30 protein-coding genes are annotated in these 24,187 nt (G+C 61.1%); 7 read left to right on the forward strand and 23 right to left on the reverse strand.

The window, feature by feature from the left end; translation table 11 throughout:
- Positions 1 to 3 precede the first annotated feature (3 nt).
- From JQ573_RS12835 to JQ573_RS12865, 7 genes are all read right to left on the reverse strand, one after another.
- On the reverse strand, positions 4 to 774 hold the full coding sequence (locus JQ573_RS12835; RefSeq protein WP_212310229.1) for an ABC transporter ATP-binding protein: 771 nt from the start codon (positions 772 to 774) through the stop codon (positions 4 to 6).
- Positions 771 to 1,757 carry a branched-chain amino acid ABC transporter permease gene (locus JQ573_RS12840; RefSeq protein WP_212310230.1) on the reverse strand — a complete coding sequence of 329 codons (987 nt, stop codon included), beginning with the start codon at positions 1,755 to 1,757 and terminating at the stop codon, positions 771 to 773. Before JQ573_RS12840 ends, JQ573_RS12835 begins: the two co-directional genes overlap by 4 nt.
- 7 nt (positions 1,758 to 1,764) lie before the next feature.
- Complete coding sequence (locus tag JQ573_RS12845) at positions 1,765 to 2,649, reverse strand: branched-chain amino acid ABC transporter permease (protein ID WP_176530056.1); 885 nt, start codon at positions 2,647 to 2,649, stop codon at positions 1,765 to 1,767.
- Positions 2,650 to 2,703: 54 nt separating this feature from the next.
- Positions 2,704 to 3,957: an ABC transporter substrate-binding protein gene (locus JQ573_RS12850; protein ID WP_212310231.1), complete on the reverse strand. Its 1,254-nt coding sequence runs from the start codon at positions 3,955 to 3,957 to the stop codon at positions 2,704 to 2,706.
- A gap of 65 nt (positions 3,958 to 4,022) precedes the next feature.
- A complete protein-coding gene (locus JQ573_RS12855) occupies positions 4,023 to 6,413 on the reverse strand; it encodes a xanthine dehydrogenase family protein molybdopterin-binding subunit (protein WP_212310232.1) in 2,391 nt (796 codons plus the stop codon).
- A complete protein-coding gene (locus tag JQ573_RS12860; protein WP_207831432.1) occupies positions 6,410 to 6,895 on the reverse strand; it encodes a (2Fe-2S)-binding protein in 486 nt (161 codons plus the stop codon). The genes JQ573_RS12855 and JQ573_RS12860 overlap by 4 nt, the downstream gene beginning before the upstream one ends.
- A 4-nt stretch (positions 6,896 to 6,899) precedes the next feature.
- Positions 6,900 to 7,772 carry a xanthine dehydrogenase family protein subunit M gene (locus JQ573_RS12865; protein WP_212310233.1) on the reverse strand — a complete coding sequence of 291 codons (873 nt, stop codon included), beginning with the start codon at positions 7,770 to 7,772 and terminating at the stop codon, positions 6,900 to 6,902.
- 168 nt (positions 7,773 to 7,940) lie between these two features.
- Between JQ573_RS12865 and JQ573_RS12870 the strand changes: the two genes are divergently transcribed.
- Together JQ573_RS12870 and JQ573_RS12875 are read left to right on the forward strand one after the other, a co-directional pair.
- On the forward strand, positions 7,941 to 9,035 hold the full coding sequence (locus JQ573_RS12870) for an LLM class flavin-dependent oxidoreductase (RefSeq protein WP_212310234.1): 1,095 nt from the start codon (positions 7,941 to 7,943) through the stop codon (positions 9,033 to 9,035).
- 15 nt (positions 9,036 to 9,050) lie between these two features.
- Positions 9,051 to 9,926: a polysaccharide deacetylase family protein gene (locus tag JQ573_RS12875; RefSeq protein ID WP_212310235.1), complete on the forward strand. Its 876-nt coding sequence runs from the start codon at positions 9,051 to 9,053 to the stop codon at positions 9,924 to 9,926.
- Between the two features lie 6 nt (positions 9,927 to 9,932).
- On the opposite strand, the gene JQ573_RS12880 is transcribed toward JQ573_RS12875, so the two are convergent.
- The 11 genes from JQ573_RS12880 to JQ573_RS12930 form a co-directional block, all read right to left on the reverse strand.
- Positions 9,933 to 10,619, reverse strand: coding sequence for a TetR/AcrR family transcriptional regulator (locus tag JQ573_RS12880; protein ID WP_212310236.1), 687 nt, complete (start codon positions 10,617 to 10,619; stop codon positions 9,933 to 9,935).
- Positions 10,616 to 11,170 carry a flavin reductase family protein gene (locus JQ573_RS12885; RefSeq protein ID WP_212310237.1) on the reverse strand — a complete coding sequence of 185 codons (555 nt, stop codon included), beginning with the start codon at positions 11,168 to 11,170 and terminating at the stop codon, positions 10,616 to 10,618. Before JQ573_RS12885 ends, JQ573_RS12880 begins: the two co-directional genes overlap by 4 nt.
- 10 nt (positions 11,171 to 11,180) lie before the next feature.
- Complete coding sequence (locus tag JQ573_RS12890; protein WP_212310238.1) at positions 11,181 to 12,407, reverse strand: acyl-CoA dehydrogenase family protein; 1,227 nt, start codon at positions 12,405 to 12,407, stop codon at positions 11,181 to 11,183.
- Positions 12,408 to 12,778: 371 nt separating this feature from the next.
- Positions 12,779 to 13,207 (reverse strand): GNAT family N-acetyltransferase, encoded by a 429-nt coding sequence (locus JQ573_RS12895; protein WP_212310239.1) that lies wholly within the window; start codon positions 13,205 to 13,207, stop codon positions 12,779 to 12,781.
- A gap of 87 nt (positions 13,208 to 13,294) precedes the next feature.
- On the reverse strand, positions 13,295 to 13,588 hold the full coding sequence (locus JQ573_RS12900) for a hypothetical protein (RefSeq protein WP_212310240.1): 294 nt from the start codon (positions 13,586 to 13,588) through the stop codon (positions 13,295 to 13,297).
- 32 nt (positions 13,589 to 13,620) lie between these two features.
- Positions 13,621 to 14,061, reverse strand: a complete 441-nt coding sequence (locus JQ573_RS12905) for a phage terminase large subunit (protein WP_212310241.1) — start codon at positions 14,059 to 14,061, stop codon at positions 13,621 to 13,623.
- Positions 14,062 to 14,150: 89 nt separating this feature from the next.
- A complete protein-coding gene (locus JQ573_RS12910; protein ID WP_212310242.1) occupies positions 14,151 to 14,654 on the reverse strand; it encodes a hypothetical protein in 504 nt (167 codons plus the stop codon).
- Positions 14,655 to 14,969: 315 nt separating this feature from the next.
- Positions 14,970 to 15,287, reverse strand: coding sequence for a hypothetical protein (locus JQ573_RS12915; RefSeq protein ID WP_212310243.1), 318 nt, complete (start codon positions 15,285 to 15,287; stop codon positions 14,970 to 14,972).
- A 608-nt stretch (positions 15,288 to 15,895) separates the two neighbouring features.
- Positions 15,896 to 16,093 carry a hypothetical protein gene (locus JQ573_RS12920; RefSeq protein WP_212310244.1) on the reverse strand — a complete coding sequence of 66 codons (198 nt, stop codon included), beginning with the start codon at positions 16,091 to 16,093 and terminating at the stop codon, positions 15,896 to 15,898.
- Between the two features lie 348 nt (positions 16,094 to 16,441).
- The gene (locus tag JQ573_RS12925; protein ID WP_212310245.1) at positions 16,442 to 16,696 is read right to left on the reverse strand and encodes a hypothetical protein; all 255 of its coding nucleotides are present in this window, start codon (positions 16,694 to 16,696) and stop codon (positions 16,442 to 16,444) included.
- Between the two features lies 1 nt (position 16,697).
- A complete protein-coding gene (locus JQ573_RS12930; protein ID WP_212310246.1) occupies positions 16,698 to 16,859 on the reverse strand; it encodes a hypothetical protein in 162 nt (53 codons plus the stop codon).
- Positions 16,860 to 17,569: 710 nt separating this feature from the next.
- Between JQ573_RS12930 and JQ573_RS12935 the strand changes: the two genes are divergently transcribed.
- The gene (locus tag JQ573_RS12935; RefSeq protein WP_173637755.1) at positions 17,570 to 17,755 is read left to right on the forward strand and encodes a hypothetical protein; all 186 of its coding nucleotides are present in this window, start codon (positions 17,570 to 17,572) and stop codon (positions 17,753 to 17,755) included.
- Positions 17,756 to 17,855: 100 nt separating this feature from the next.
- Here JQ573_RS12935 and JQ573_RS12940 read toward each other — a convergent pair whose 3' ends face one another.
- The gene (locus JQ573_RS12940) at positions 17,856 to 18,158 is read right to left on the reverse strand and encodes a hypothetical protein (protein ID WP_409334669.1); all 303 of its coding nucleotides are present in this window, start codon (positions 18,156 to 18,158) and stop codon (positions 17,856 to 17,858) included.
- 196 nt (positions 18,159 to 18,354) lie between these two features.
- Between JQ573_RS12940 and JQ573_RS12945 the strand changes: the two genes are divergently transcribed.
- The gene (locus JQ573_RS12945; protein ID WP_212310247.1) at positions 18,355 to 18,615 is read left to right on the forward strand and encodes a hypothetical protein; all 261 of its coding nucleotides are present in this window, start codon (positions 18,355 to 18,357) and stop codon (positions 18,613 to 18,615) included.
- Positions 18,616 to 18,644: 29 nt separating this feature from the next.
- On the opposite strand, the gene JQ573_RS12950 is transcribed toward JQ573_RS12945, so the two are convergent.
- Positions 18,645 to 18,998: a phasin gene (locus JQ573_RS12950; RefSeq protein WP_021080362.1), complete on the reverse strand. Its 354-nt coding sequence runs from the start codon at positions 18,996 to 18,998 to the stop codon at positions 18,645 to 18,647.
- A gap of 232 nt (positions 18,999 to 19,230) precedes the next feature.
- Between JQ573_RS12950 and JQ573_RS12955 the strand changes: the two genes are divergently transcribed.
- Positions 19,231 to 19,416 carry a hypothetical protein gene (locus tag JQ573_RS12955; protein ID WP_212310248.1) on the forward strand — a complete coding sequence of 62 codons (186 nt, stop codon included), beginning with the start codon at positions 19,231 to 19,233 and terminating at the stop codon, positions 19,414 to 19,416.
- A gap of 13 nt (positions 19,417 to 19,429) precedes the next feature.
- Here JQ573_RS12955 and JQ573_RS12960 read toward each other — a convergent pair whose 3' ends face one another.
- The 3 genes from JQ573_RS12960 to JQ573_RS12970 all read right to left on the reverse strand — a co-directional run bounded on the left by JQ573_RS12960 (position 19,430) and on the right by JQ573_RS12970 (position 22,100).
- Positions 19,430 to 19,633, reverse strand: coding sequence for a hypothetical protein (locus JQ573_RS12960; RefSeq protein WP_212310249.1), 204 nt, complete (start codon positions 19,631 to 19,633; stop codon positions 19,430 to 19,432).
- Between the two features lie 148 nt (positions 19,634 to 19,781).
- A complete protein-coding gene (locus JQ573_RS12965) occupies positions 19,782 to 20,915 on the reverse strand; it encodes an alpha-hydroxy acid oxidase (RefSeq protein ID WP_212310250.1) in 1,134 nt (377 codons plus the stop codon).
- A gap of 165 nt (positions 20,916 to 21,080) precedes the next feature.
- Complete coding sequence (locus tag JQ573_RS12970) at positions 21,081 to 22,100, reverse strand: GlxA family transcriptional regulator (RefSeq protein ID WP_212310251.1); 1,020 nt, start codon at positions 22,098 to 22,100, stop codon at positions 21,081 to 21,083.
- A gap of 42 nt (positions 22,101 to 22,142) precedes the next feature.
- On the opposite strand from JQ573_RS12970, the gene JQ573_RS12975 reads away from it, so the two are divergent.
- Both JQ573_RS12975 and JQ573_RS12980 read left to right on the forward strand, forming a co-directional pair.
- The gene (locus JQ573_RS12975) at positions 22,143 to 22,877 is read left to right on the forward strand and encodes a hypothetical protein (RefSeq protein WP_249131648.1); all 735 of its coding nucleotides are present in this window, start codon (positions 22,143 to 22,145) and stop codon (positions 22,875 to 22,877) included.
- Positions 22,877 to 24,169: an MFS transporter gene (locus JQ573_RS12980; protein WP_212310252.1), complete on the forward strand. Its 1,293-nt coding sequence runs from the start codon at positions 22,877 to 22,879 to the stop codon at positions 24,167 to 24,169. Before JQ573_RS12975 ends, JQ573_RS12980 begins: the two co-directional genes overlap by 1 nt.
- Positions 24,170 to 24,187: the final 18 nt, after the last annotated feature.

The raw sequence follows: 24,187 nt of genomic DNA on the forward strand, positions 1-24,187 counted from the left end.
CCGTCAGTGCTCCCGCTGGCCGAGATAGACCCTCTTCACCGCCTCATTCTGCCGGACCTCCTGCGGCGTTCCTTCGGCCAGCAGTTCTCCGTGGTGCAGCACGAGGATGCGATCGCTGATCCCGAGCACCAGCTTCATCTTGTGCTCGACGAGGATGACCGTGCGCTCCCTGGCGAGTTTCACGATCAGGTCCATCATGGTCCGGGTTTCTTCCGGGCTCATGCCGGCCGTCGGCTCGTCCAGCAGCAGCAAACGGGGCTGGCTGGCAAGCGCCATGCCGATCTCCAGTGCCCGCTGCTCACCATGGGCCAGCGTCTTGGCCGCACGTTCCCGGGATTCCCACAACCCGACGAGCGCCAGCAGTTCGTCCGCACGCTCGACAAGTTCGGTCAGGCGCGCACGGGGACGCCAGATATCGTATCGCGACACCAGCGCCTGCAGGCCGACGCGGATGTTCTCTCGTGTCGTAAGCTGCGGAAACACGCTGGTGATCTGAAAGGATTTCGCGATCCCCATATGTGCAAAGCGGTGTTGCGGCAGACCGGTGACATCCTTGCCCTCGAACTCAACGCTGCCCTTCGTCGGCGGAAAGGCGCCACACAGCAGGTTGAAGTAGGTGCTCTTTCCAGCCCCGTTCGGGCCAATAATGGACGTGATCGCTCCTCTGGAAAACTCGGCCGAGATATTGTTGAGGGCGACAAACTTCCCGAACGTCTTGCTGACGCCCCTGGTGCGCAGAATGATTTCTCCAGCCTGGCCTTCTGCGGCGCTCATCGTCTGCCCCGCGCGATCAGCGTGCCCCAGATGCCAGCCGGGAAGAACAGCACGCATGCAATGAAAATGGCTCCAACGATCAGTTGCCAGTGAACGGTCCACACCGAGACCACATTCTCCAGGACCAGGAAGACCGCAGCGCCGATCATCGGCCCGAAGAACGTCCCCATACCGCCCAGGAGAGCGATCATCACGACCAGGCCCGAGGTCTCATAATGCAGGATTTCGATCGGGACGATCGACAGGTGCAAGGCCTGCAACGCACCTGCAAGGCCGCAGAAACCGCCGGACAGGACGAAGGTCAGCAATCGCGTCAGGGTCACGTCGTAGCCGGACGCGCGTGCACGCATCTCGTTCTCGCGCACCGCTTCAATGACGGCACCAAAGGGCGACGCCAGAATGCGCGACATCACGAAGAATGCGGCGATCACGAAAGCCGCGATGACGTAGTAGCGGATCATCGGATTGATGAAATCGATCCGCAGGCCGAACAGATCGATGGTGCGGACGTTGATGCCGCGAAGGCCGTTCTCGCCGCCGGTCAAGTCAACCGCCTGGTAGAAAAGGTAGTAGACACACTGCGACAGCGCCATGGTCACCATGGCGAAGTAGATGCCGCGGGTCCTGATCGCGAGCACGCCAATCAGCAGCGCCATCAACAATCCGCCGGCAACCCCGGCGGGGATCGCCGCATACCATGGCCAGCCGAAGTGCACGATGGCGATACCACAGAGGTAGGCACCGGTCCCGAACAGCGCCGCATGACCGAACGACAACAGACCCAGATATCCAAACACGAGGTTGAAGCCGAGGGCGTACAACCCATAGATCAGGATGTTCACGGCAAGAGCCGTGAAAGGCATCACCAGCGGGAAAACCAGGATGACCGCTGCGACAATGCTGGCACGATGCCGCGTTGCGAACTCGTACCAACTGCCCGTGGTGGCACCGGGCTGTTTGATCGATTGAGTGGTTTCGGTCATGCCGGGCTCAGCTCATCAATCCGGCGCGGCCGAAGAAGCCCTGGGGACGAACGATCAGAACGATCGCCATCAAGGCAAAGATCGAAACCTTGGCCATCTCGGGTGCGAACAGCGAGGTCATGCTGACCACCACACCGACCAGCAGTCCTGCCAGGACGGCGCCGCCGATCGACCCCATCCCTCCTACCACGGTCACGACAAAGGCTTCGGCGAGGATCGTGCCGCCCATCTCCGGAATGACGCCTTGAAGCGGCGCGGCCAGCAGGCCGGCAAAGCCCGCGATCGCAGTACCTATGCCGAACACGATCAACCACACCTTGGAAACGTCAACGCCAAGAACACGGACGATCTGCGGATCGCGTGCCCCGGCGCGGATAATCAGCCCGAAGCTGGTCTTCTCCAGAAACAGCCAGAGCGCAAGCAGCACGACGGCCGTCGCGCCTATCACGAACAGCCGGTAGAGCGGGAAATAGCCGACGCCAATGTCGACGGCGCCCTGCAGAACTTCGGGCGTGTCGAAAGGATAGCCGGTCTTGCCAAAGGCAATGCGTACGCATTCGACCATCACGTAGCTGAGCCCGAAGGTCAGCAGCAGCGGATAGTCGATGCCGCGACCGTAAAGCGGCCGGATCAGCACGCGCTCGACGGCAAGGCCGAACAGTCCGATTGCGATCGGCACCGCCACGAGGCAGATCCAGAAATTGCCCCCGATCGAGATCAGATAGAGCCCGACATAGGCGCCGACCATGTAGAACGCGCCATGGGCGAAGTTGACGACCGTTAACATCCCGAAGATCAGCGAGAGGCCGATGGCAAACAGCACATAAATGGCGCCGAGCGCCAACCCGGCAAACAGTTGCAGCGCAATCAGGTCAAAGCTCAGGCCCGCCATTTGTCCCCCTCAGCACGGCGCGCACCGCCCGGTGGCGCGCGCCGTCGCACAAGCTCAGCTCTTGTGGCCGAGCGCTTCGCAGGTGCGCAGGTACTTCTCGTTGGGCTCTTCGGTCGACAGAACCTCGAACACGTCGGACTCGTTCCTCAGGTCCTTGGACTTCGACTTGATCACGAGCACCGATTGCACCGACTGGTGGTCGCATTTGCGATAGTATTGCGGCCCCTTGTAATCGTCGTACTTCAGAGCTTCCAATGCCGCGACGACCTTGTCGGTCTCGACGCTGCCAGCGCCCTTGACCGCCTCGAGCACGGTCCGAACACCGCCATAGCCGAGCGCACCGTAATCGGTGGGCAGCTTGCCATCGTACATCTTGCGGAACGCATCGTTGAACGCCTTGGTCGAGGCGAACTTGTCCTCGATACCCCAGTAGAACGAACAGCCGCCGACGACGCCTTCGAAGGCCTGGGGACCCGCCGCGACGCGGCTGGCATGTGAAAGCAGCGGCGCGATGATCTGGATCGATTTCTTGATGCCAAAGTCAGTCGCCTGCTTCAGCGCGATCTGCTGGTCCCGGCCGAAATTGCTGATGCAAAGAATATCGGGCTTCAGCGCCTGGAGCCGCGGCAGCAGCGTGGAGAAGTCGGTCGTTCCCAGCGGATGGCGGATGTCGCCGAGGTTCTCGACGTTGAACTCCTTGCCCACCTCGAGGAAACCGCGAACCATCTCGTGACCGTAGGCGTAATCCGCCGTGAGAAACGCAACCTTCTTGCCAAATTTGGCGAAAGCATAGCGGCCGACCGCGCCTGACGTCATGTGCGGGTTCAGCGCTTCGTGGAATGTGTATTTGCTGCAGTCGGCCGCCTCGTTGATGGCGTCGGACTGGCTGATCGAATTGAAGATGACGCCGCGCTCTTTGGTGACGTTGTTGATCGCAAGCTGGACCGCGGCCGACAGACTGCCGACGACGAAATTCACCTTCTCCTTCTCGACCAGTTCCAATGTCCGCGTCGCGGCCTCCCCGGGATTGAGCTTGTCGTCGCGCACGACGAGTTCGGCCTTGCGGCCGTTGAGACCGCCGGCATCGTTGAACTGGGCGACAGCGAGCTGCCCCGCCCGCACCTGATCCTGGGCCTCGGCGCCATACGGACCGGTCAAGGGAACGGGGAAGCCGATCTTGATGGGGGCTTCCTCGGCCTGGAGCAGATTGATCCGAAAAGGCGAGACGGCGAGAGCGGCGCCGGCGCTTGCCATCATCAGCAGACGACGCCGCGATATCGATCCAGCTTTGGTGACCTTGTTCGTCATGACTATTCCTCCCCAAGAACTGTCTGTGTTTTGTTTATCGTTATCTTTGCCGGAACGTCTCCACCTCAGATTCGTCCCAAGGCCGTCAGGATAACCTGAGGCGTGAGCGGAATCTCGGTAATTGTTACGCCGAACGGCCGCAACGCGTCGTTGACCGCGTTGGCAACCGCAGCTGCCGCACCGGCTGTCCCTGCCTCGCCTGCCCCCTTGGCTCCGAGCTCCGATTCCTGCGTCGGAGACACCACGTGGCCAATCTCGATATCGGGCATCTCGCCGGACATCGGGACCAGGTAGTCCGCCATGTTGGCGTTGGTCAGCTGGCCGCGCTCGTCATAGATGCATTTCTCGAACAGCGCCGCGCCGAGCCCCTGCACGACCCCGCCCCGGATCTGCTCGTCGACCAGTTGCGGGTTGATGATGGTGCCGCAGTCTTCGACGACCCAATGCTTCAGCAGCGTCACGAACCCGGTCTCGGTATCGACCTCAAGCCAGGAGGCCTGAACCCCGTTTGTGAATGCGAAGGGATACCGGCGCGGCACGAAATGTCTGGTCGCCATCAACTCAGGCTGGATGCCCGGCGGGAGGGTATCCGGCCGAAAATAGACGATCCGCGCCAATTCGCTCAGCTCGATCCGTGACGCACCGTCGTCGGCATTGACGATGCTGTTGTTGACGATATCGAGCCCGCCCGGCGTCGATTGCAGGATGGCCGCCGCGATACTAAGAATATTCTGACGCAGGGCCTTGGCGGCCTGCAATGCGGCTTCGCCGCCGATGCCGGCACCGCGCGAGGCCCAGGTGCCGCCGCCATAGGGCGTGTTGTCGGTGTCGCCCAGGATCACGCGGACCCGTTCCATCGAAACGCCCAGCACGCTGCCCACGATCTGGGCGGTCAGCGATTCCGACCCTTGCCCCTGCTCCGTGATGCTGGTCTGGCAGATCACCGAGCCTTGCGCGTCGAGGCGAACCGCAACGCCATCCTGCGACGAGATTTTCGCGCCGCCGACGCCGTAAAAGGCAGCACTGGGATTGGTCACTTCGATGAAGCTGGCGATGCCGATACCCCGGCGAATATTTCTGGCGCGCAATGTCGCTTGCTCAGCACGCAATGCGTCGTAATCCATCATCTGCAGCAGCTTGGCCAGCGAGGCTTGATGCGAAAGCTGCTCGAATTTCATGCCGGAGGGCGATGCACAAGGATAGGCGTCGTCGGCAATCAAGTTGCGCCGGCGGATCTCGACGGGGTCCATGCCGATCCTCGCTGCGGCAAGGTCGACCAGACCCTCGGTGACCGAACAAGCAATCGGGTGTCCGACCGCCCGGTACTGACACATCACGTTCTTGTTCTGGAAGACGACCCGCGCTCGCGCCCGATAGTTCGGGGTGACATACGGCCCGCCAACCAGATTGACTACCTGATTGGCCTCGATGGCGCTGGTGCGCGGATACATCGAATAGGGGCCGATCCCCGTCAGGTCGTCGATCTCGAAGGCCGTGATGGTGCCGTCCGGCCTGACGCCGATCCGGCCCCTGCAACGATGATCGCGGGCGTGAATGTCCGTGTTGAAGCTCTCGACGCGGTCGGCCACGAATTTGATCGGCCGCCGTAGCAGCTTGGAAAGTGCATAGGTCGCCATCTCGTCGGCGTAGATGTGGACCTTGATGCCGAACGAGCCGCCGACATCCTTGCAGACCACCCGGACCTGCGCTTCCCTTAGTCCGAGATGCAGGGCTGCAATGTTCTGCACCATGTGGGGCGCCTGTGTGCCCTGATAGATCGTCAGCCGTGCCTCGGCTGCATTCCAGTCGGCAACCACCGCCCGCGGTTCAAGCGTCACGCCAGTGTGGCGCCCGAATACGAAGTCGGCCTCGACCACCTCGGAATCCGACAATGCTTGGTCGACATCGCCGGCATCAAGCGTCCGTTCAAAGGCGAGGTTGTCACCGAGCGAGGCATGAATGACTGGCGTTGCCGGATCGAGCGCGGTGCGCATGTCCGTGACCGCCTCGAGTTCCTCGTAGTCGACGGCAATTTGCTCCATTGCATCTTCAGCCACCGCACGGCTGGTTGCGACGATCGCCGCGACTGCCTCACCCTGCCAGCAGACCCTATCGACCGCGATCGCATGCTGCGGCGCCGACTTCAATCCCTTCAGGTGCGAAAGCACACCGACCCACGGCGTGATGACAGCCTCAAGCTCTCGACCCGTGACGATGGAAATGACGCCGGACATACGCCGCGCCGCGTCGGCATCGATCGCCACAATTCTGGCGTGGGCATGAGGCGAACGCAAGAAAACCACGTGCGCCATCCGCGGCAATTCCAGGTCGCTGACGTATTGTCCACGCCCTTGCAGCAACCTGTCGAGGTTCGGCCGTGGCACCGTCTTGCCGATATAGGAGTTCGGGCGATCGAGCACCGAAAGGGTCTCTGCTGGTGCACGGGTTACCGTCATGCCGGCCGCTCCGCGCGCGTCCTGGCTGTCGCCTCCACCGCATCCACGATGGCTTGATAGCCGGTACAGCGGCAATAATTGCCGGAAAGATGCTCGCGAATTGCTTGGCGATCAGGCACGGGCAAATGCTTCAGCAAGTCTTGCGCCGTCATCAGCATCCCAGGCGTGCAATAGCCGCACTGCAATGCATTGCGTTCGCGAAAGGCCGCCTGAAGATCGGCGATTTCGCCGCTGTCGGACAACCCTTCGATTGTCTCGACTGATGCCCCCTGCGCCTGGACCGTCAGCATCAGACAGGAGCGGACGATCTCGCCATCGATCCGGACCGTGCAGGCACCACAAACGCCGTGCTCGCAACCGACATGGGTTCCGGTCAGCTTCAGATTCTCCCGGAGGAAATCGGCGAGATTGAGACGCGGCAATACAAATGCATCAATGGGCTCGCCGTTGACCAGAAGCGAAACCGACACCGGAGTGCTCATCCGGTCACTCCCGTGCCAGATCGGGCCGCGCCAGCAATGCGGCAACGCAGCGCCGGAGCAAGACCGTAGCAAGACGTCGGCGCATCGCCGCGGTCGCCTGCTGATCCTCCTGTGGATCGAGTTCATCGGCCAGCGCTGTCGCCGCTTCTGCAAGCAAGGTAGAGCTCACGGATGCATTGATCAACCGACCTGCGGCGGCCGCTAGCAGAGGCCGGTCGCCAATCGCAAAGAAGCCGAGCCGAAGATCCGTGAATCTGCCAGTTGCAACAGCAGCACGCGCGGCGAGACCAACGACGGCGTAGTCACCATGTCGCCGCGCATACTCCTGAAAGAAGAATGTCGAGCCCTGGCCCACGACTGGCACCTCGATCGCGACAAGCAATTCGTCCGGCGACAGCGCCGTTTCGTAGATGCCCCTGAAAAATTCGGTCGCAGCAATCCGGCGCTCGCCCGTCGGGCCGCGGACAACGATCGTCGCGTCAAGTGCGACAACACAGGCCGGCAGCTCCGACGCCGGATCGGCGTGCGCAAGGCTACCGCCTATCGTTCCGCGATTGCGAATAGCGGGATGGGCAACGTGGGCAACGGCATCCCGCAACAGCGGCGCGTGCAGCGCAATCTCCGACGACCTGAGCAGATCGACATGCCGCGTCAGCGCGCCAACGACCAGCACGCCTGCCCTCACGGCGATGCCACGCAACTCAGTGAGGCCACCGATATCGACCAGAATGTCCGGGGAGATGAGCCGCAGGTTCATGGCCGGCATCAGGCTCTGGCCACCCGACAGAACCTTCGCCTTGTCGCCGTGCGCGGCAAGCAACTCCAGCGCATTCACGACGCTCGTCGCGCGGGCGTAGGCGAAAGCCGCAGCTTTCATGTGGGCGTGGCCTCCCGGCCCAATTTTGGTTTGTCCGATTAGAGGGCCGCCCCCTTCAAAGGTCAAGCTTGTTTATCGAGTGATTATTTGTGCGGCAGGACTTGTCTTCACCTTGGGAAGGCCGCAGGTTCCTTGCCAACTAAGGTTCAACGCGCAGGGCGGCGGATCATGAAGCTCGGATTCTTTACGATGCCGATCCACCCTCTTGATAAGGATTGGCGGCAATCGCTCCGGGAGGATCGGGAGGCCTTCCTGCTTGCGGACGAGCTCGGGTTCGCGGAGGCGTATGTCGGCGAGCATGTCACCGACAAAGCCGAGAATATCACCTCCAGCATTGCGTTCATTGCCTGGCTCGCAGCCGCAACCAAGCAGATCAAGCTTGGAACCGGCACCATCAACATGCCGAACACTCATCCGGCCGCGGTCGCCGCATCCGTCGCCATGCTCGATCACATGCTTGATGGCCGCTTCATACTCGGAATAAGCCCCGGCGGATTGCTGTCCGACGCGGAGGTTTTCGGCAATCTCGATGCCGACCGCAATGCGATGTTCCTGGAGGCGATCAATCAGGTTCTCGATATCTGGGCAGGCAAGCCGCCTTATGATCTGCGGGGCAGATACTGGAATGTCTCGGTCCAGCGAACCTTGATCGAGGACATTGGCCAGGGATTGATTGCCCGTCCATTGCAAACCCCTCACCCGCCGATCGTGGTGACCGCGGTCGCGCCGTTCTCAAAAGGCGTTACGGAAGCTGCTGCGCGCGGCTGGGATCCGATCTCGGCGAATTTCCTGATGCCTGCCTGGGTGAAGAGCCACTGGCCCAAATACGTCGAGGGTTGCGAGCGTGTGAACCGGGTCGCCGACCCCGCCAACTGGCGCGTTGCGAAGAGCGTGTTCGTTGCAAAGGACGCAGCAACCGCGAAGGCCTATGCCACGTCGCCCGATAGCCCCTACGTGTACTATTATCACCAGTTGTTCACGAAGCTGAAGCGCGGCGGCCGGCTCGAACTGTTCAAGACGGGGCGAGACCAACCTGACACGGAGGTCACGCTGGAATCGATCTGCGACAAGCTGATCGTCTACGGCACGCCCGAAAGCGTGGCCGATCAGCTACTGGCATTCCGGGAAGAGATCGGCACCTTCGGAACCTTGCTCTATGCTGGCAAGGACTGGAAGGATCGCGAGCTTGGCCGTCAATCGATGATCCTGATGGCCGAGAGGGTCTTGCCGCGGATCAACACCGCCGCCGGATCATCCGCGTGACCAGGGAGTTTCGACGTGGCTTTCACTGACCGCATTCCGTACCAGGCTCAGGTCGACCGACCGAAACTGACGTTGCCTGATGGCAAGAAGCTTGCTGTCTGGGTTATCCTCAATGTCGAGGAATGGCGTATCGAAAGTGCGATGCCACGCACCGTGCTGAGTCCACCAATGGGCCAGCCGCTGCTGCCTGACGTGCCGAACTGGTCGTGGCATGAATACGGCATGCGCGCCGGCTTCTGGCGGCAATTCAAAGCCCTCACCGACCGAAAGATACCGGTGACGCTGGCCGCGAATGCCAACGTCTGCAACAGCTATCCGCGCGTGGCATCGGCGGCGCGCGAGGCGGGCTTCGAATTCATGGGGCATGGGTTCGTGCAGGGCCCAATGCACAAGGTCGAGAACCAGACGGATGCGATCAAGCGTGCTGTCGACACGATCGCCGCATTTGCGGGCAAGCCACCGCGATCATGGGAAAGCCCGGGCCTGACCGAGACCGAAGAAACACTCGATCTGCTGCGCCTCAACGGGATCGAATACGTGGCCGATTGGGTGATCGACGATCTTCCTCAGGACATCGCGACACCGCACGGAACTGTGACGACGATTCCCTATTCCGTCGAGACCAACGACATTGTCATTCACGCGCTACAGCACCTGCCCTCGGAACAGTTCCTGACGCGCTGTACCGACCAGTTCGATCGGCTGTATCTCGAAGGCGCAGAGAACGCGCGGATCATGGCAATTTCGGTGCATCCTTACATCACGGGCGTACCACATCGAATCAAGTATCTGGAGGCCCTGCTCGATTACGTGATTGGCCATGATGGCGTCGCGCTCATGACGGCGAGCGAGATTGGAGATTGGTATCGGGACCAGATGGCGGCAAAGTAATCCGGCTCAGCCGACGACCTTAATCGGTGCTCCCCGACGATCGGTCGCGCTCTCCGCCATCCTCTCAAATCCCGCCAGAAAGAGATCCAGCGCATCACTGATCATCTGCGCCTTGTCCTCCAGGACGGGCGCTTCGTAGATGTACTTGCGTACGCCGTAATAGAAGATGCCGCCGTGAAACACCCAGGCCAGCTCCAGTTCGGCCGGGCTGGGCCTGCTCTGCGTGGCAAGACCGGCGTCGTGGCGACATTCCCTGACAATGCGTGTCAGGATCTTGTCCTTGACCATGCCAACATACCAACGATTGATATCGAGGCCCTTCAGTCCAGAGTAGAGATAGATCCGCAGCCATTTTCGGTTGAAGATTGCGTCCGTGTAGCCTTCGTAAAATTCCTGAAGCCGCACGCGGAGTGGACGCGACCGGTCGGAGAGCAACTTTTCCCAGCCGATTTCAAGGGGCTCGAGATAGACCTTGCGGTAGACCTCCTTGATGAGATCGTCCTTGCTCGGAAAGTAGCGATAGAGCAACGGTTGCGTCACGCCGAGCCTGCGAGCAAGGGCACGCGTGCCGCTGCCGAACCCCTCCTCCGCAAAAAGCTCTGTCGCCTTGGTGACGAATTCAGTGCGACGATCGTCGGCCGACAGCCGTCTCTGCTTGGCACGAGTTCGCTTGACGGACGCCTTTCGATTCATGATGCGTTGCCGTCATCGTCGGCCAGAAACCGGCCAAAACCTCCCTGCGCGAACAGCAGCGGATGATTCCGGTTGTAGGCGTAGGCCTCCACCGCCCCAAGGAAAATGACATGGTCGCCGCCGTAGTAGCGGTTGGCTGCCCGGCATTGGAAATTTGCGACCACGTCGGCAAGCACGGGAGCGTTCCCGAGGCCTGGTGACCAACTCACACCGGCGAATTTGTCACCCGATGATCTGGCAAACTTTATCGCCAGCGTCTGCTGCGACGCGTCAAGAACGTTGACCGTGAAATGACTGGCATTCTGGAAGATCGGCAGTCCCTGCGAAAACATCCCCAAGCTCCACAACACGAGCGGGGGGTTGAGCGACACCGACGCAAAGGAATTGCAAGTGATTCCGTACGGACGTCCTTCGGTCGACATCGCGGTGACGATCGTCACACCGGTCGCAAACATACCGAGGGCATTGCGGAAGTCACGTGGATCGATCGTCGAGCTGTCGCTTGAGAGTTCACTGGCTGGATCCGGCGGATGTTTGGGTGAGTGAGGCATGCGGCTCGCCTCAAAGTGTCAGGTTTTCAGACGGCAACCCAAGAGCTACTCGCCCATAGTTGGTGCCCGCCGCGTCGAAATTGAAGGCGAGATGCGCGTTCACTGCATGCGCATCGCGAAATTGGCGCTGTAGTGCACCCGAGGTGAACAGGCTGCGCGCCCCGCTTGCTGCAAACAGAAGAGAAACGGCTTCGGTGCACAAATTGACCGCGAACGCGCCATCGCGCCGGAGCCTCGTCTTCGCCGCAATGCTGGGGACATCACCACGCCGAATCTCTGCAAGCACGTCGACGCAATTCGTGCGCATGATCAGCCGTGCGGCATCTATCTTCGCGGAGGCCTCGGCGATCTTGATCTGTGTGCTCTGCAGATCGCCGAGCTTGGCCCGATTGTATGTCGAGGCACGGTGTCGCGCGATCTCGACGTAATCATCAAGGCAAGCCTGGGCATTTCCCAGACCGACGCCAGACAGCACATAGGGGAACAACGAGAAAACCGGAAGCATGTAGAGCGCGTTCGGATTGACGACGCTGCCTGGCGTTGCACCGCCCGCAAGATCGCTGACGCCAACCGTCATGTGCTCGGGAACGAATGCGTCAGTTACTCGCACATCGTTCGATCCTGTTCCGCGCAGGCCTGCCGCATTCCAGGTGTCGTCGATGCTGTAGTCCCGTCTGTTCAACAGGAAGAGCCGATACTCGACGCCGTCGGCCTCATCATCCGAGGCAACCACGCTCGCGAGCATGTTCCACCCGCACGCCTCCACCCCAGACGAGAACGGCCAATGACCGCTCAGCAAATAACCGCCACTTGTCTTCGTGGCCCGTCCTGCCGGGAAAACAAAGGAAGACGCGATCAGCGTATCGGGATTCTCGCCCCACACGGCGCTCTGCGCCTCGGGCGCGAACATACCCAGCATCCAGTGGTGGCTCGCAAGATTGGCAAAGTTCCAGGAGACCGAGGCGTCGCCCTGCCCCAGGGCGTCGGCGCAATCGACCAGTGCAACATAGTCGAGCTCACTGCCTCCGACGCGCTTGGGCTGCAGAATCCGGAAAAGGCCACTATCGTGTAGATCCCGCTCGGTCTCGGGCGGCAGACGGCGCAGTTCCTCGGTCTGCGCCGCCCGTTCACGCAGAGCCGGTGCCAGCGCTCGGGCTCGTGCGACCATGAGCGAATATTGGTCCCGATCCGACCCTGGCGGCACCTTGGTGTCGAGCCCGCGGCCAACCTCAACCATGGTCTCTTCCTTCGTTCGATCTCCGAAACATTCGCGCGACCGGATCGTTCGGCCCAGTTTATCGAGCGATCACCAGAGATCAAGACGCGCAAGCCTGCGTCCGGCGAGTTCAAGGCGCAGAACTCTCAACTGCCGCCACCGGGCGTCCGGTGACGGGAACGCTCTCAGCCATGTTTCGTCCGCGCGGGACGCGGCACTCTAGCATTCTCCCGTCCAAGATTCGATGCGCGGCCAAGCTCCGGCCAACGACGGCGGCTTGCCGAAGGGTGCGGCCCACGAACCAGAAACGCCAAAAAGCCCGGTGGCCAATCGACCACCGGGCGCTCTACATCGTCGAACTTTCGGCAACGGTCAAATCCACCTCGCAGGATCTAGACGAGCTGCTTCCGCCAATACAGCGTGTGCTGCCATGCCCAGGGCGAGGCCGGTTCGAAGAGCCGATACCCCTGCCGGATGAAGTTGTTGGCCGAGAAATGATTGTCTGTCGTATCCGAGACGATCGCCTTCCAGCCGGAGCGCCGCGCGCGCGCTTCCAGCGCGCGAGTAAGCCGCACTTGCAGGCCGTGGCCGCAGTGCGGCATCACGACCCCAACGCGGCACAGATATCCGGCGTTGACAACATGGGTTGACGGAACGACGCCCGCGAATGCAATCGGCTTTAGCCGATGAAAAGCAATCCACCAATACCCCTGCTCGAAGTCGGGCACACGAGTCCCATCGCAGAAGGTCAGCTGATGAAGCTCGGCGAGCGCATCCGCGACCTCTTCGTCCTGCGGATCAACCTCGCGTATCCTGTACATTCTTCGCACCTCGAAATTCTATTGTCCGCCAACGTACCTGGTTCTCCAGTCTGGAGAGAGATGCGCCCACTCCAGCTGCAACACGAATTACCTTCCGAGCGTGGCTTTGATCCCCAACCAAACGGCGCCGAGAAAGCCGGTAGCGATCACGGTGATCACCGCCTTGAAAGTATAGCTTTGCGCCTGCTCCACACTCTTTCGCCATCGCCGGAGGTGCTGAAAGTCCGCGCGCAATTCTCGTCGGTCCCCCTCCTCAAATCCAAATGAAGTCAAGACTGTCGCGATGGTCTTGACCACAACGGCATCGATGTCGCTTCTGCGCACCCGATCCTGTTCAATCAGCGTTTCCATCACGATTGCTTTGACATCGGCTTCGCGCATGGGATCACCTTCGTATGATGCGGGCGACATTCTCAAACGTACGCTTTCCGAAGTAGAAGCCCATGATCATGCCGGCCCAGGTGCTCACGTCTCCCGCGAGTTGCGGCGTCGTCCCCAGGCCGAGAACCTTGTCCCAGATCACGCATTTGGCGTAGAAAACCGCGCATACCCCGGAAGATCATCACGCCGTCACCGGGCGTCGCAATCCTGTCTGAATAGCTCTTGAACCCTTGACCGACACCGAGCGATGCAATCTTGCTCTCGATCAGCCGCTTCGATGATTGCGCCAGCGTTCGCTGCGCCTCGCGGATGCAAACCGCCAGCGTGCCGCGCTCGGCCTGACACATCTCGACCAGGAGCTCACCGAAGAAATGGGACTTTCCCGATCCCCGGCCGCCGAATGCCCCCTTATAGCGCGCCGGCCGAAGCAGCGGCTCGAACACTTTTGCGGTTGGAATTTTCAGGATCGACAAGGCTACTCTCGATAGGGCAAATCGGGTCTCATCGGGCTTGAACTGTCATTGGCGAGGGCGCGCTCCGGTCAGGCCAGCAAGCCAGTCGGTCAGATTGCTATTTCGCCGTGCTGGAGGCTTCCGGAACACCAAACACCGACGGCGGCAAATATCGCATTGGCTGCCCGCTGAACGGGCTCGACGGTCTCATCGCTGGGTATGAGCGATTTCAGATCAGCCGATCGATGCTTACAAAGCAATCCTGAAAGAACAGACAGTCCCGCCCAATCGAATATGACGCACGCCAAGACGACCGTACTCCATAAGCCTACGCGGGCAATCCGGCGGATCGCAGCCAGGATCGCGACCAGAACAACGTTCAGCGGCACAAACATTGCGACCGCGCAGGTTCCATTGAAGTACGGACAGGAGATTTCTCTTGTGAACGCGAATGCCAACGTCGATAGGGCGAAAACGATAGCCAGTGACAGGATCGTTCTGTAGGCCTGAGGGCGGAGATGAAGAAAATATGTTGGTAACACGCACCCAATAGAGGCGATTGTAGAAAGGTCGTTGATCAGAGGTGTCAGTCCGATAACTTGACAGGCATCCATCGATCGTCTCTGCAGAAATCGTAGGCAGCGGCACGCAATTGGCACGGACCTGATTCTCCTTCGTCCGGCCAGGCAAGCTCAAGTCCGCAAGCGCGATAAACTACGCTCACGGACAGATGTAGCAGAGTCTCTCCGAACTTCGCCGGTGATTTGCCGCGCACGATTTCAGCATTTCCTGTGCAGAGCTTTTGAAGTCTGCGTTGGGTCAAAAGCCGCAAATGGCTGCCAGATCGGTCAGCGTCCGCCCATCTCCAATGAGCCGACCCTGCAGCGACCAAGGAGACTTTCGTATATAAGTCAGAAGCGGACATTCGATCATTTGACTGGCGCAGCGTTGACGCTCCACGTTCCGTCCGAACCTTGGGTCAACACCACGGGCTTCTTGTCGGGGCTCCCAAGCTTGATCGTCTTGTCATCGATCCACGCGACGAAGGTCGCTCTTGCAGGTAAGGGAGTCTTGCTTTCTTTCGACTTCCAAACTAGACGCTGCTTTTTGCCTCGAACGTCGAGAATCGCAAAGCTTGTTTCGTCCTCGCCGCCTTCCTCGGTGAGCACTAAATTCCCGTCTGGGGAAAATTGAGGAAACACATTTCCGAAATCGAGCTCGCGACCTGTTCTTCCCTCGATAGCCATGCATTGACCACCGTCCGCTCCATGGTCACAAGCGACGAAAATACGTGTCGATGGATAGAAGTCGGCAAGGCCGTAACCAAATCCTCCTTCACTCCTTCCGAATCTGTTCTTGTTATCGAATATTTTTGCGACTGCTGTTATCCATGCGAAGAACGAGAGTGTTGCCTCGCATTGCGGCCAGCGGCCCCGCCAACGCCACACACCGTGCATTGAATTCCGCGTGAAAACGACTCGTTGCGGGTTTTGGCTCTCGACGCCGGCGCACCTGTTTGTTCAGAAGATTGCTCGGCACTCGCCGGCAAGGGCGCATCGACAAGAACGACGAGACTTGCAAACAAGAGAACGAAATTTCGCATGGCTGCCCCCGCTTTTGCAGCGATTTACCACCAACTCATGCCCGGTTCGTTGGATCGCATTTCCAGATCATCGAGCACGCGGCGGCACTGGCCAAAAGCAGCGCACCAATAACAAGAGCATCGAGACAAGTCCTCCTCGCAACATCAATCCACACTTCATTGAAGTCACCTTACCGACATTCACCAACCTAGTGGCTCCGATGCGGGCACGTCATGGTAGAGTGTGAGAAAAAATCCGACCGGTGATTCAGCTCAGTGAACGAAGAACAGAATCACCATAAGCCCGGTGCAAGAGGCCAAGAGCCCGATCAAGGTGGCGAAAGTAGCTTCGATTTCCAGGTGGCCGTCTTCGCGATACCGATAGCCGAGCCAGTTGAATTTGTGACAATCGAGGAATGAGTCGACGCGGACCTTACCAAATGAGACGATCGGCAAGATCAGCCGAGCCATGGCTTAACCCAATAGCCACCAGATCGATTCAAAGGTCGAGAGGAGCACTGTGATACTCTCCGCCCGGAGTGCACGAAGACGCCTATCGGCCATGGCCATCGACATCCACCGATATGAGATCAGACGCTACCGACGGACCAGGCCGCATCATCGCACAATGGTACCGTTCCGCTCGGGCACGCCATGGTAGATATCATGCCGGGCAACGCGTTGGTAGAGCGGTCCCGTAGAACGAGGCCCACGATGCCGAGAGTCGGCCGCGATAGCGGTTCGGCTTCGCATCGACGTGATTGAACGTTTTGGCGGGGTCGTCGACAAAGTCGGCCCAAGTCGGACGGCCCGCGGCTGTCAGGTATCTTCGCCCTCAACTTCCGCGGGCTCAACGATCACTCGTTCGATGCGGTGCACAAGTTCGAGCGCTCCATCTCCGTTCTCGATCGCCTGCGGCGCTTTGCCCCAGCCGCGATCGAGGATGGCGTTGGCAGCCGAGACGCGGGCAGCCGGAGTTGCACTGGTCGATCGCATCACGCCGACCAGTGCGTTGAGTGCGCTTCTTGTATGGCTCCGCGCAAGTGAGCGGATCTGCGTGATCGTCTTGGCCAAGCTATTTCTCCTCCCAATCGGACGGGAGATATTCGCTCGGAGCCGTATCGACATCATAGATATCGGGATCGGGCACTACCGAGCGAAATGCGATCGTGGGAAAATCCGTTCGGTCGTGCTCGTAACGCGGACGGGGGATGAACTGTATGATCTCTGCGCTCATGCAAACTCCGACAATGCAATCGTGATCAGGCCCGCGAGCGCGAGCGATATGAGATAGGCGGTCATGCAACCTCGTTGATCGGCCGTCCGCGCGATGCGGCCATGGAATGAATGTGCGGCAGATCGCGCAGCGGGCGGCGATCTTTGGGGCGCGAACCTTATCCCTGACGAGTGGGGCCGCGGGCGGCGCCGGCTTTCGCCGCGCCGCAGGACCGGCGCGTTCGCGCGCACCGGCCAATTTCGTGCTCGTTTCAATGGGTTCGGACGGCGGCTCGCTTGCGACGCTCAGGCGACGGGCTGGGAGGATGTGGCGTCGTGACGTTGCGGCCGCCGTCCGATTGGTGAAATGGCAAAGAAAAAGCCCGCCGTGGATTGCTCCGCGCGGGCTCAACAATTTCTGATTTTCGGATTATGCCCCTGAGTTGCCCGACGTGTCAAACGTTTTTGCGAGCTGAATGCGATCGGTAAAATGTGATGCGTCGGCTTCGACGGAGGGAAACCGCTTTGACCGAAAGTTGGCGCATGATCCGGAATCGCAACACGAGCCGGCGCCGATCGGCCGTATGCTTGTTGCGATGATGTCAGTGTGCCGCTGAGTTGCCCGACGCGTCAAGCGGGCAAGCGGCTCACAACATTTGGATCGACATCAGGACAGTTTTGGCTCGCGTCGGTCGACCCGCGCCGCAGTTAGATTGCAAGGAGGAAGCGCCGATGTATTTCGTTGCTGCCGTGCTCGCGGTCCTGTCCGGCCTGTTCTATGCAGCGGGCCATCATGAGATCGGCTCGATCGGTGCCACCATGTGCCAGTATGGCGGTATCTTCTGCGACAGTCCGGTGCTGGTTCTCGTCGGTGCCGGGTTCGCCGCGGCGTGGGGCATGCTCGTCAGCGTGCGCTGATCGTCCCGCAGTATTTCAACTATAGCTTTGTGCCGCTGATTTGCCCGACGAGTCAATTCCTGCACTTTGCGTCGGATGCAATCTCAGGAACGCCCCGCATCTATTGCGGCGTGCTCGGATTTGCCGGCTGAGCGGGCTTTGGGCCGGGCGGATCAGGCTCAATCGGTGTCTTGGGCTCGGTCGGCATCACCTTTGCGCCCGCCGCGCGTGCCGCCTCGCCGGTCGTTGAGTAGTTGGCGGAAGCGGCCGGCTGCACCTTCGGCTTGCTCCACGGACCGTGGTCGACCATCAGCATGCCCAGCACGCCGAGGATCGCAACCAGGGCCGCGATCAGCAGCGGCGTTCCGCCGTGCCGATTTCGATGCTTGACCGAACGGCCATCCGCCATGCCATGCGCCTGCATTGTCATCATCGTCTCCTCCACGGAAACAAGCCGCAACCGGCGCGTAAGTTTCCTGTTCCCCGATGCGAAAGCGAGGCATGTTGGTGGAACCAATCCCCAACTGCTGAATTTCCCCGATATGTGGCCGTCACCACGCGCACGCGCGGATAGCCAGGGTAACGGCCACCCCACCTTTAGTGAAATCGCGGCACGGCACATGAGCTCTGAAACACCCGAGTCTCCGCTTCAGCCCACACTCGGTGAGCGGGCGATCGACACCGCGACGGACGTCTCGCGTACCATCACGGAGGTGTCGGACGGACTTCGAGCGGCGGCCGATCGCCTCAGCGACGCGATCGCAACCTCGCGCCGGCCGGGCGGCGTCCTCGCCACCGTGAGCGCGGCCGCGCGCGAAGCGCCGCTCGCAAGCCTGTTCGTCGCGTTTCTGCTCGGCGTCGCGGTCGCGCGCCGGCGCTAGACGCCGACGCGCCGCGAAGGCCGCCTGCCCTAGAACTTGCCCTTCGTGGCGTCCTTGGTGGCTGACATCACGCTTCCGCTGATCTGGCGCATATGTTCGCCGGCATTGGTGAACTGGCTGCGCAGAAATTCCGACTGGATCCGCATCGCCTCCTGCAGATCGGTCGCGTGCACGAGCTTGCGCGCGTGCTCGAACGCCGCCTTCATATTCTGCTCGGTGAACGACAGCGCCTGTTTGGAAATCTCGGTCCCGGTGCCCGGCATCGCCGTCATCGACTTGCTCGCGGCATCAAAGAACAGGCTGAAGGCCTGTTCGGCCTGGTCGATGGTCTTTTCCGCCAAATCGCGCAACTCGGCGGGAACTTCAAGCTTCGGCTCAATCATGATCGCGCCCCCTGAAAAAAGCGTCTGCCAAGGTTAGCATAGATTGTGACGGCGTCAGCGTCGTATCGCCAAACCATGAGAGGCCCACTCATCCTTGCAGCCGAGGAAAATTTACCTAGCAGCGACCGGACTGCACCGCAGGCCGATTCCAATCATGTCAGCACTGTGGCATAGTGATTCGGCCTCGTCGTTGGTCGCGTTCGCGTCTCTTGTGGGGGAATAAGGGGATCCGATGCTGCGCGCCGTTCGTCCAACACCGACCTGCACCCGCTTCAAGACCAGCATAGAGATGCCGTGCATGAAGTGCGGCACGCAAATGCGGCTCGCCTTGATCGAGCCGCGCGACCAAGTCTACGACGTGCTGACCTATCAGTGCGCGCCGTGCAATGCCGGCGAAAGCTTCCTGAACGCGCGCTAGGCTATCGGCCCGTTCAGTCGTTCAGCACCGCGGCCCCCGCCTCCGTCAGCTCGGGCTGGTCGTCATGCAGTTCGACCAGACCGAGTTCAATGAGGACGCCCAGGTCCTCGTCACTGACCGGTGACAGTTTGAGCCGGCCGGCCTGGATATCACGGAGGGTCCAGCGCAAGGCGATCGCGCGCTCAAGTGAAAATTCAGCGAATGGATTGTTTGCCATTCGCTTCGACTAGTGCGGCATTTGGATCAGACTTTGTCTTTGCCGCGGCGGCTTCATGGACACCACAGATAGACGGCGAGCCGGCGCGATCGAGCTACCCGGCGCCCCGATCGCGTCATCACTCCATGTGTCTTCGCAGCGGCGCGGCTCAGTAGCGGTAGGGATCTATATCGAGCAGCGGGAATGCGCTGAACACGCTCGGCAGATTGGTCGGCGTCGCCGGATGTAGATAGGACTTGTCCAGTTCGGCGAAGCTGGTGACGCCGAGCAGCCCAAGGCAGCGGATCACCTCGTCCTCCAGCAATTCAAGCATCCGGACGATGCCTGCCTCGCCCGCCGCGGCAAGCGCCCAGCATTGCAGACGGCCGATCCCGACGAGATCGGCCCCCGAGACGATGGCCTTCACGATATCAGTGCCACGGCAGATCGAGCCATCGACCATGATCTTGGCGCGGCCTGCGACGGCCTGAACGATCTCGGGCAGAACGTGCATGGACCCGCGGCCGTGGTCGAGCTGCCGTCCGCCATGATTTGAGACGTAGATCCAGTCGACGCCGTGATCGAGCGCGATCTTGGCGTCTTCCGCGGTGGCGATTCCTTTGAGGATGAGCGGTATCTTGAACTTGTCCTTGATCAACTTCACCGTCCGCCATTCCAGCCCCTTCTGGAAATCGCCGCCGGTGGCGCGGATGCGGCTTTCGCGGACATAGCGCTTGGCGATGTCGCGCTCGCGCCGGCTGTAATGCGCGGTGTCCACGGTGAGGCAGAACGCGGCGTAGCCGTTGTCGATGGACCGGCTGACCACATCCTCGACGAACGCATCATCGCCGCGCACATAGAGCTGGAATATGCGCAAGGCGTCGGGCGCCGACTTGGCGGTATTCTCCAGCCCCGGCTCCGACACCGAGCTCAGCATATGCGCCGCGCCGAACGTTCCCGCTCCGCGCGCGACGGCTGCGCCGGCATCCGGATCGAAGATCTCGAGCGCGCCGACCGGCGCGATCATCACGGGAAGCCGGAGCTTGCGGCCGAATACCTCGGTGGATGGATCCACATTGATGACGTTGCGCAGCACGCGCGGCCGGAACGCGATCTCGTCGAGCGCCATTCTGTTGCGGCGCATCGTGGTCTCGGTTTCCGAGGCGCCGACGATATAGTCCCAGGCGTTCTGATTCAGCCTGGCGCGGGCCTTTTGCGCGAATTCGTGCAGATTCTGGAATTCCTCGCCGCTGGCGCCGAGTTCGACATTGCGCGCCTGCTGAATGGGGGTCCCGTCATTCATGGTCGTTTCTTCTCCCGATTTGGCCGGCACATTAGCCGCAGACAAACCGGAAAAGCTACCACCTTGACCGACGAATCCGGCCAGCGAAGGCCAGCTATTCGCTTGTGAGATGGATCGAGTTTCGAAACGAAGCGGCCGGCTCCGAACTGAGCCGTCCGACACGCGCTAGCTGCCCGAAAACCGGTTTCGGTACTCGGTCGGCGACACGCCGAGGTGGCGCAGGAAGGCCCGCCGCATTCGTTCGTCGTCGCCAAATCCCGCGCGCTTGGCAACCTCGACCACGCCGCCGATCTGGCGGCTTTCGAGCAGCAAGCGCGCGGTCTCAACGCGCAGCGCCTCGACACCGCTAGCAGGTGTCATGCCGGTGCGGCTGACATAGGTCCGGGCAAAGGTGAGTGGCGTCATCCCGGCCTTTTCCGCGAGGGTCTCGACCTTGAGGTCGCTCGTGATGTTCTCGATGATCCAGGCATGCAGCGCGCTGAAGCGTCCCTCGACGTCCGACGCCTGGGCCGCAAGGACGGTAGAGAACTGACTCTGACCGCCCGGCCGCTTCAGAAACACCACAAGTCTGCGCGCAACATCGAGCGCGATGGTGTGGCCGAAATCCTCCTCGATCATTGCGAGCGCCAGATCAATGCCGGCGCTGACACCCGCCGACGACCAGACATGTCCGTCCTTGACGAAAATCGCGTTGGGCTCGACGCGGATGTCGGGAAAGCTGTCCTGCAAACGCGGACAATAGCGCCAGTGCGTTGCAGCACGCTTGCCGTCCAGGATCCCGGTCCAGGCCAGCGCAAACGCGCCGAGGCAGACTGATGCGATACGGCGCGCCTTCGGCAGCGCCTCCGTAATCCAGTTCATCAACTCGGCGTCGTTGCGGATCTTCCAGATACCGGGCCCGCCGGGGATTACCAGCGTGTCGACCTGGGCGGGCGCAACACTGGCGATCGGCGCCGTGTCGATCATCATACCGACATCGGTCGGCACCAAGCCGCCTGAAGTCGACAGATAGGATAGCGAATAGTCCGGCCCGGGCAGTTCGATCGCCTCCAGCTCCGCGAACACCTGAGCCGGCCCCGAGATGTCAAGCAAGGTCACGCCCGGAAAGGCAACGATCGCGATCCGCCGTGTCGCTTTCTTGTCGCGCGGCTCGGGCCGGGGCGGCTTGGCAGTTTTCGAGGGCATATTGTCCTTTAAGCCATTCGAGGCTGCCCTGTATAGATTGCAATGGAATTCTGGAGTTCTGCCATGTCGCGAAATCTGGGCAGCGGATACGAGGCGATCAAATCGCCTTGGGCGGATTACGCGATCTACAGTCTACCCAATGCCTCCCGGGTCGAAGCCCGCGACCGCCAGCCGCTGATGGACGCCATGAACGGCATCATTGCCGTCAACTGGCAGGCCACCGAGCCGCATTGGACGGCAACCTCCTCACCCTTCGACCAGAAGTACAGCCTGATCCTCGTCTATGACGGCTCCGGCCTCGTGGCCTTCTCGGTCTACCGCATCCTGCAGATGTCGGCCGGACTTGGAATTTATCGCAGCGGGACAGAAGTACTCCCGGCGCATCAGGGCCGCGGCCTCTACGGCTTCTTTACGGCGGAAGTTCTGAAATGCTCCGGCGCCGCCGAGAGGGCCGACGGCAACGTGCTCTACGGCTGGCGGACCCGCAATCCGATCGTCTGGGCAGCGAACGCTAAAATTTGCGAGAAAGTTTCTCCATCGTTGCTCGACGATGCGCAGGACTCTGCGTTGCAGGCGGCCTGTGTCGAGATGTGCACCTCACTCTATCCGGGCAAGCCGCTCGAACTGCCCGACATGATCATGCGTGGCGCTTACGGCCACATTAAACACCATCGGCAGGCCTATCGTGGCACCGCGTCGCTGGTCGATGCTGCGATGTCGCGGAAGATTCCGAATTCAGCGGATGCCCTGTTCTCTGTGGGTTACGCGAGGGTGTGATGTCGATGCTCGGACAACAAGCCGTTTACGCCCGGACGACCCGCTTCACCGACCGCGCCTATCTCGCCTGGACGGCGGTGGCCATCGCCTACGCCATTGCCTTCCTGCAGCGCGTGTCACCGCAATCGGTAAGCCTCAGTTTCATGCACGACTTCAACACCGATGCGGCCGGTGTTGCGATGCTCGCCTCGAGCTATTTCTGGGGCTACACCGTGATGCAGATTCCGGCCGGCCTTCTGGTCGACCGCTACGGCGTCAAGCGCGTCGTCCTCCTCAGCATGATCGCCTCATCGCTCGGCAGCGCAGCGTTCGCGCTGGCGCCGAACCTGCTCGACGTTTTTGCTGCGCGCCTGATTGTCGCCTGCGGCGATGCGCTGGTCTTCACGGCACTCCTCAAGCTCGTGGCACAAAGCTTCGCTGACGAGCGGTTCGGCATGATGTCGGGCATCTCGCAGGTCTCCGGCTATGTCGGAGGCGTGATCGCGACCACGCCGCTCGCAGCCGCCGTCTCGGGGTTTGGCTGGCGGGCCTGCTTCCTGTTCATCGCCTGCATTGGCCTCGCCAACCTCGCCTTCGCCAAGCTCGCGCTCAAGCCTGATCCGGCATCGCACAGCAACAAGACGCTGAAGGGCGTCGTGATCGCTGCGCGGCAATCGCTGGCCCATATCGCGAACTGGGGCTGTGCGATGACGTTTGCGTCGCACTTCGCGGTCGTGACGACGCTGTCGGGCGTCTGGGGCATTCCGATGGTCGCCCACTTCTTCCATATCTCCCCGACGGCCGCCGGCACGCCGCTGCTCGCCTTCATGATCGGCAATGCGCTCGGCTCGATCTTCCTGGGTCACGCCGCCGATCGTGCCGCGGCGGCGCTCGACCGCGCATTGATCGGCATTTGCGTGTTGCGCATGCTGCTGATCGCGATGCTGCTGCCGCAGGTCGCCCGGACATTTGGTCTCGCCTACGTCACCGTCGTGTTCACGGCCTTGGGGCTCGTCGCCGGCGGCACCGTCCCGCTGGTGCTGAAATGCGTGAAGAAGCTCTACACCTCCGAACTGATCGGTGTCGGCGCTTCTGTGAACACCACTGCTGCCGGGATATTCGCCGGCGTCTCGCAGCCGATCATCGGCTTTGCGATGCTTGCAGCCAGCAACGCCTCCGGAACCGACGCCGTGCACAACACGGCCGCGATCGGTGACGGCGGCTACAGCGCCTTGATCGTCATTCTCCTTCTCATGTCGCTGCCGGGCATTGCCGGGCCGCTATTGATGAGAAGCAAGTTGATAGCCCGTTAGTGTCGTTATGAGTGTAGG

Source organism: Bradyrhizobium sp. AUGA SZCCT0105, assembly GCF_018129565.1.
Classification (GTDB): domain Bacteria; phylum Pseudomonadota; class Alphaproteobacteria; order Rhizobiales; family Xanthobacteraceae; genus Bradyrhizobium.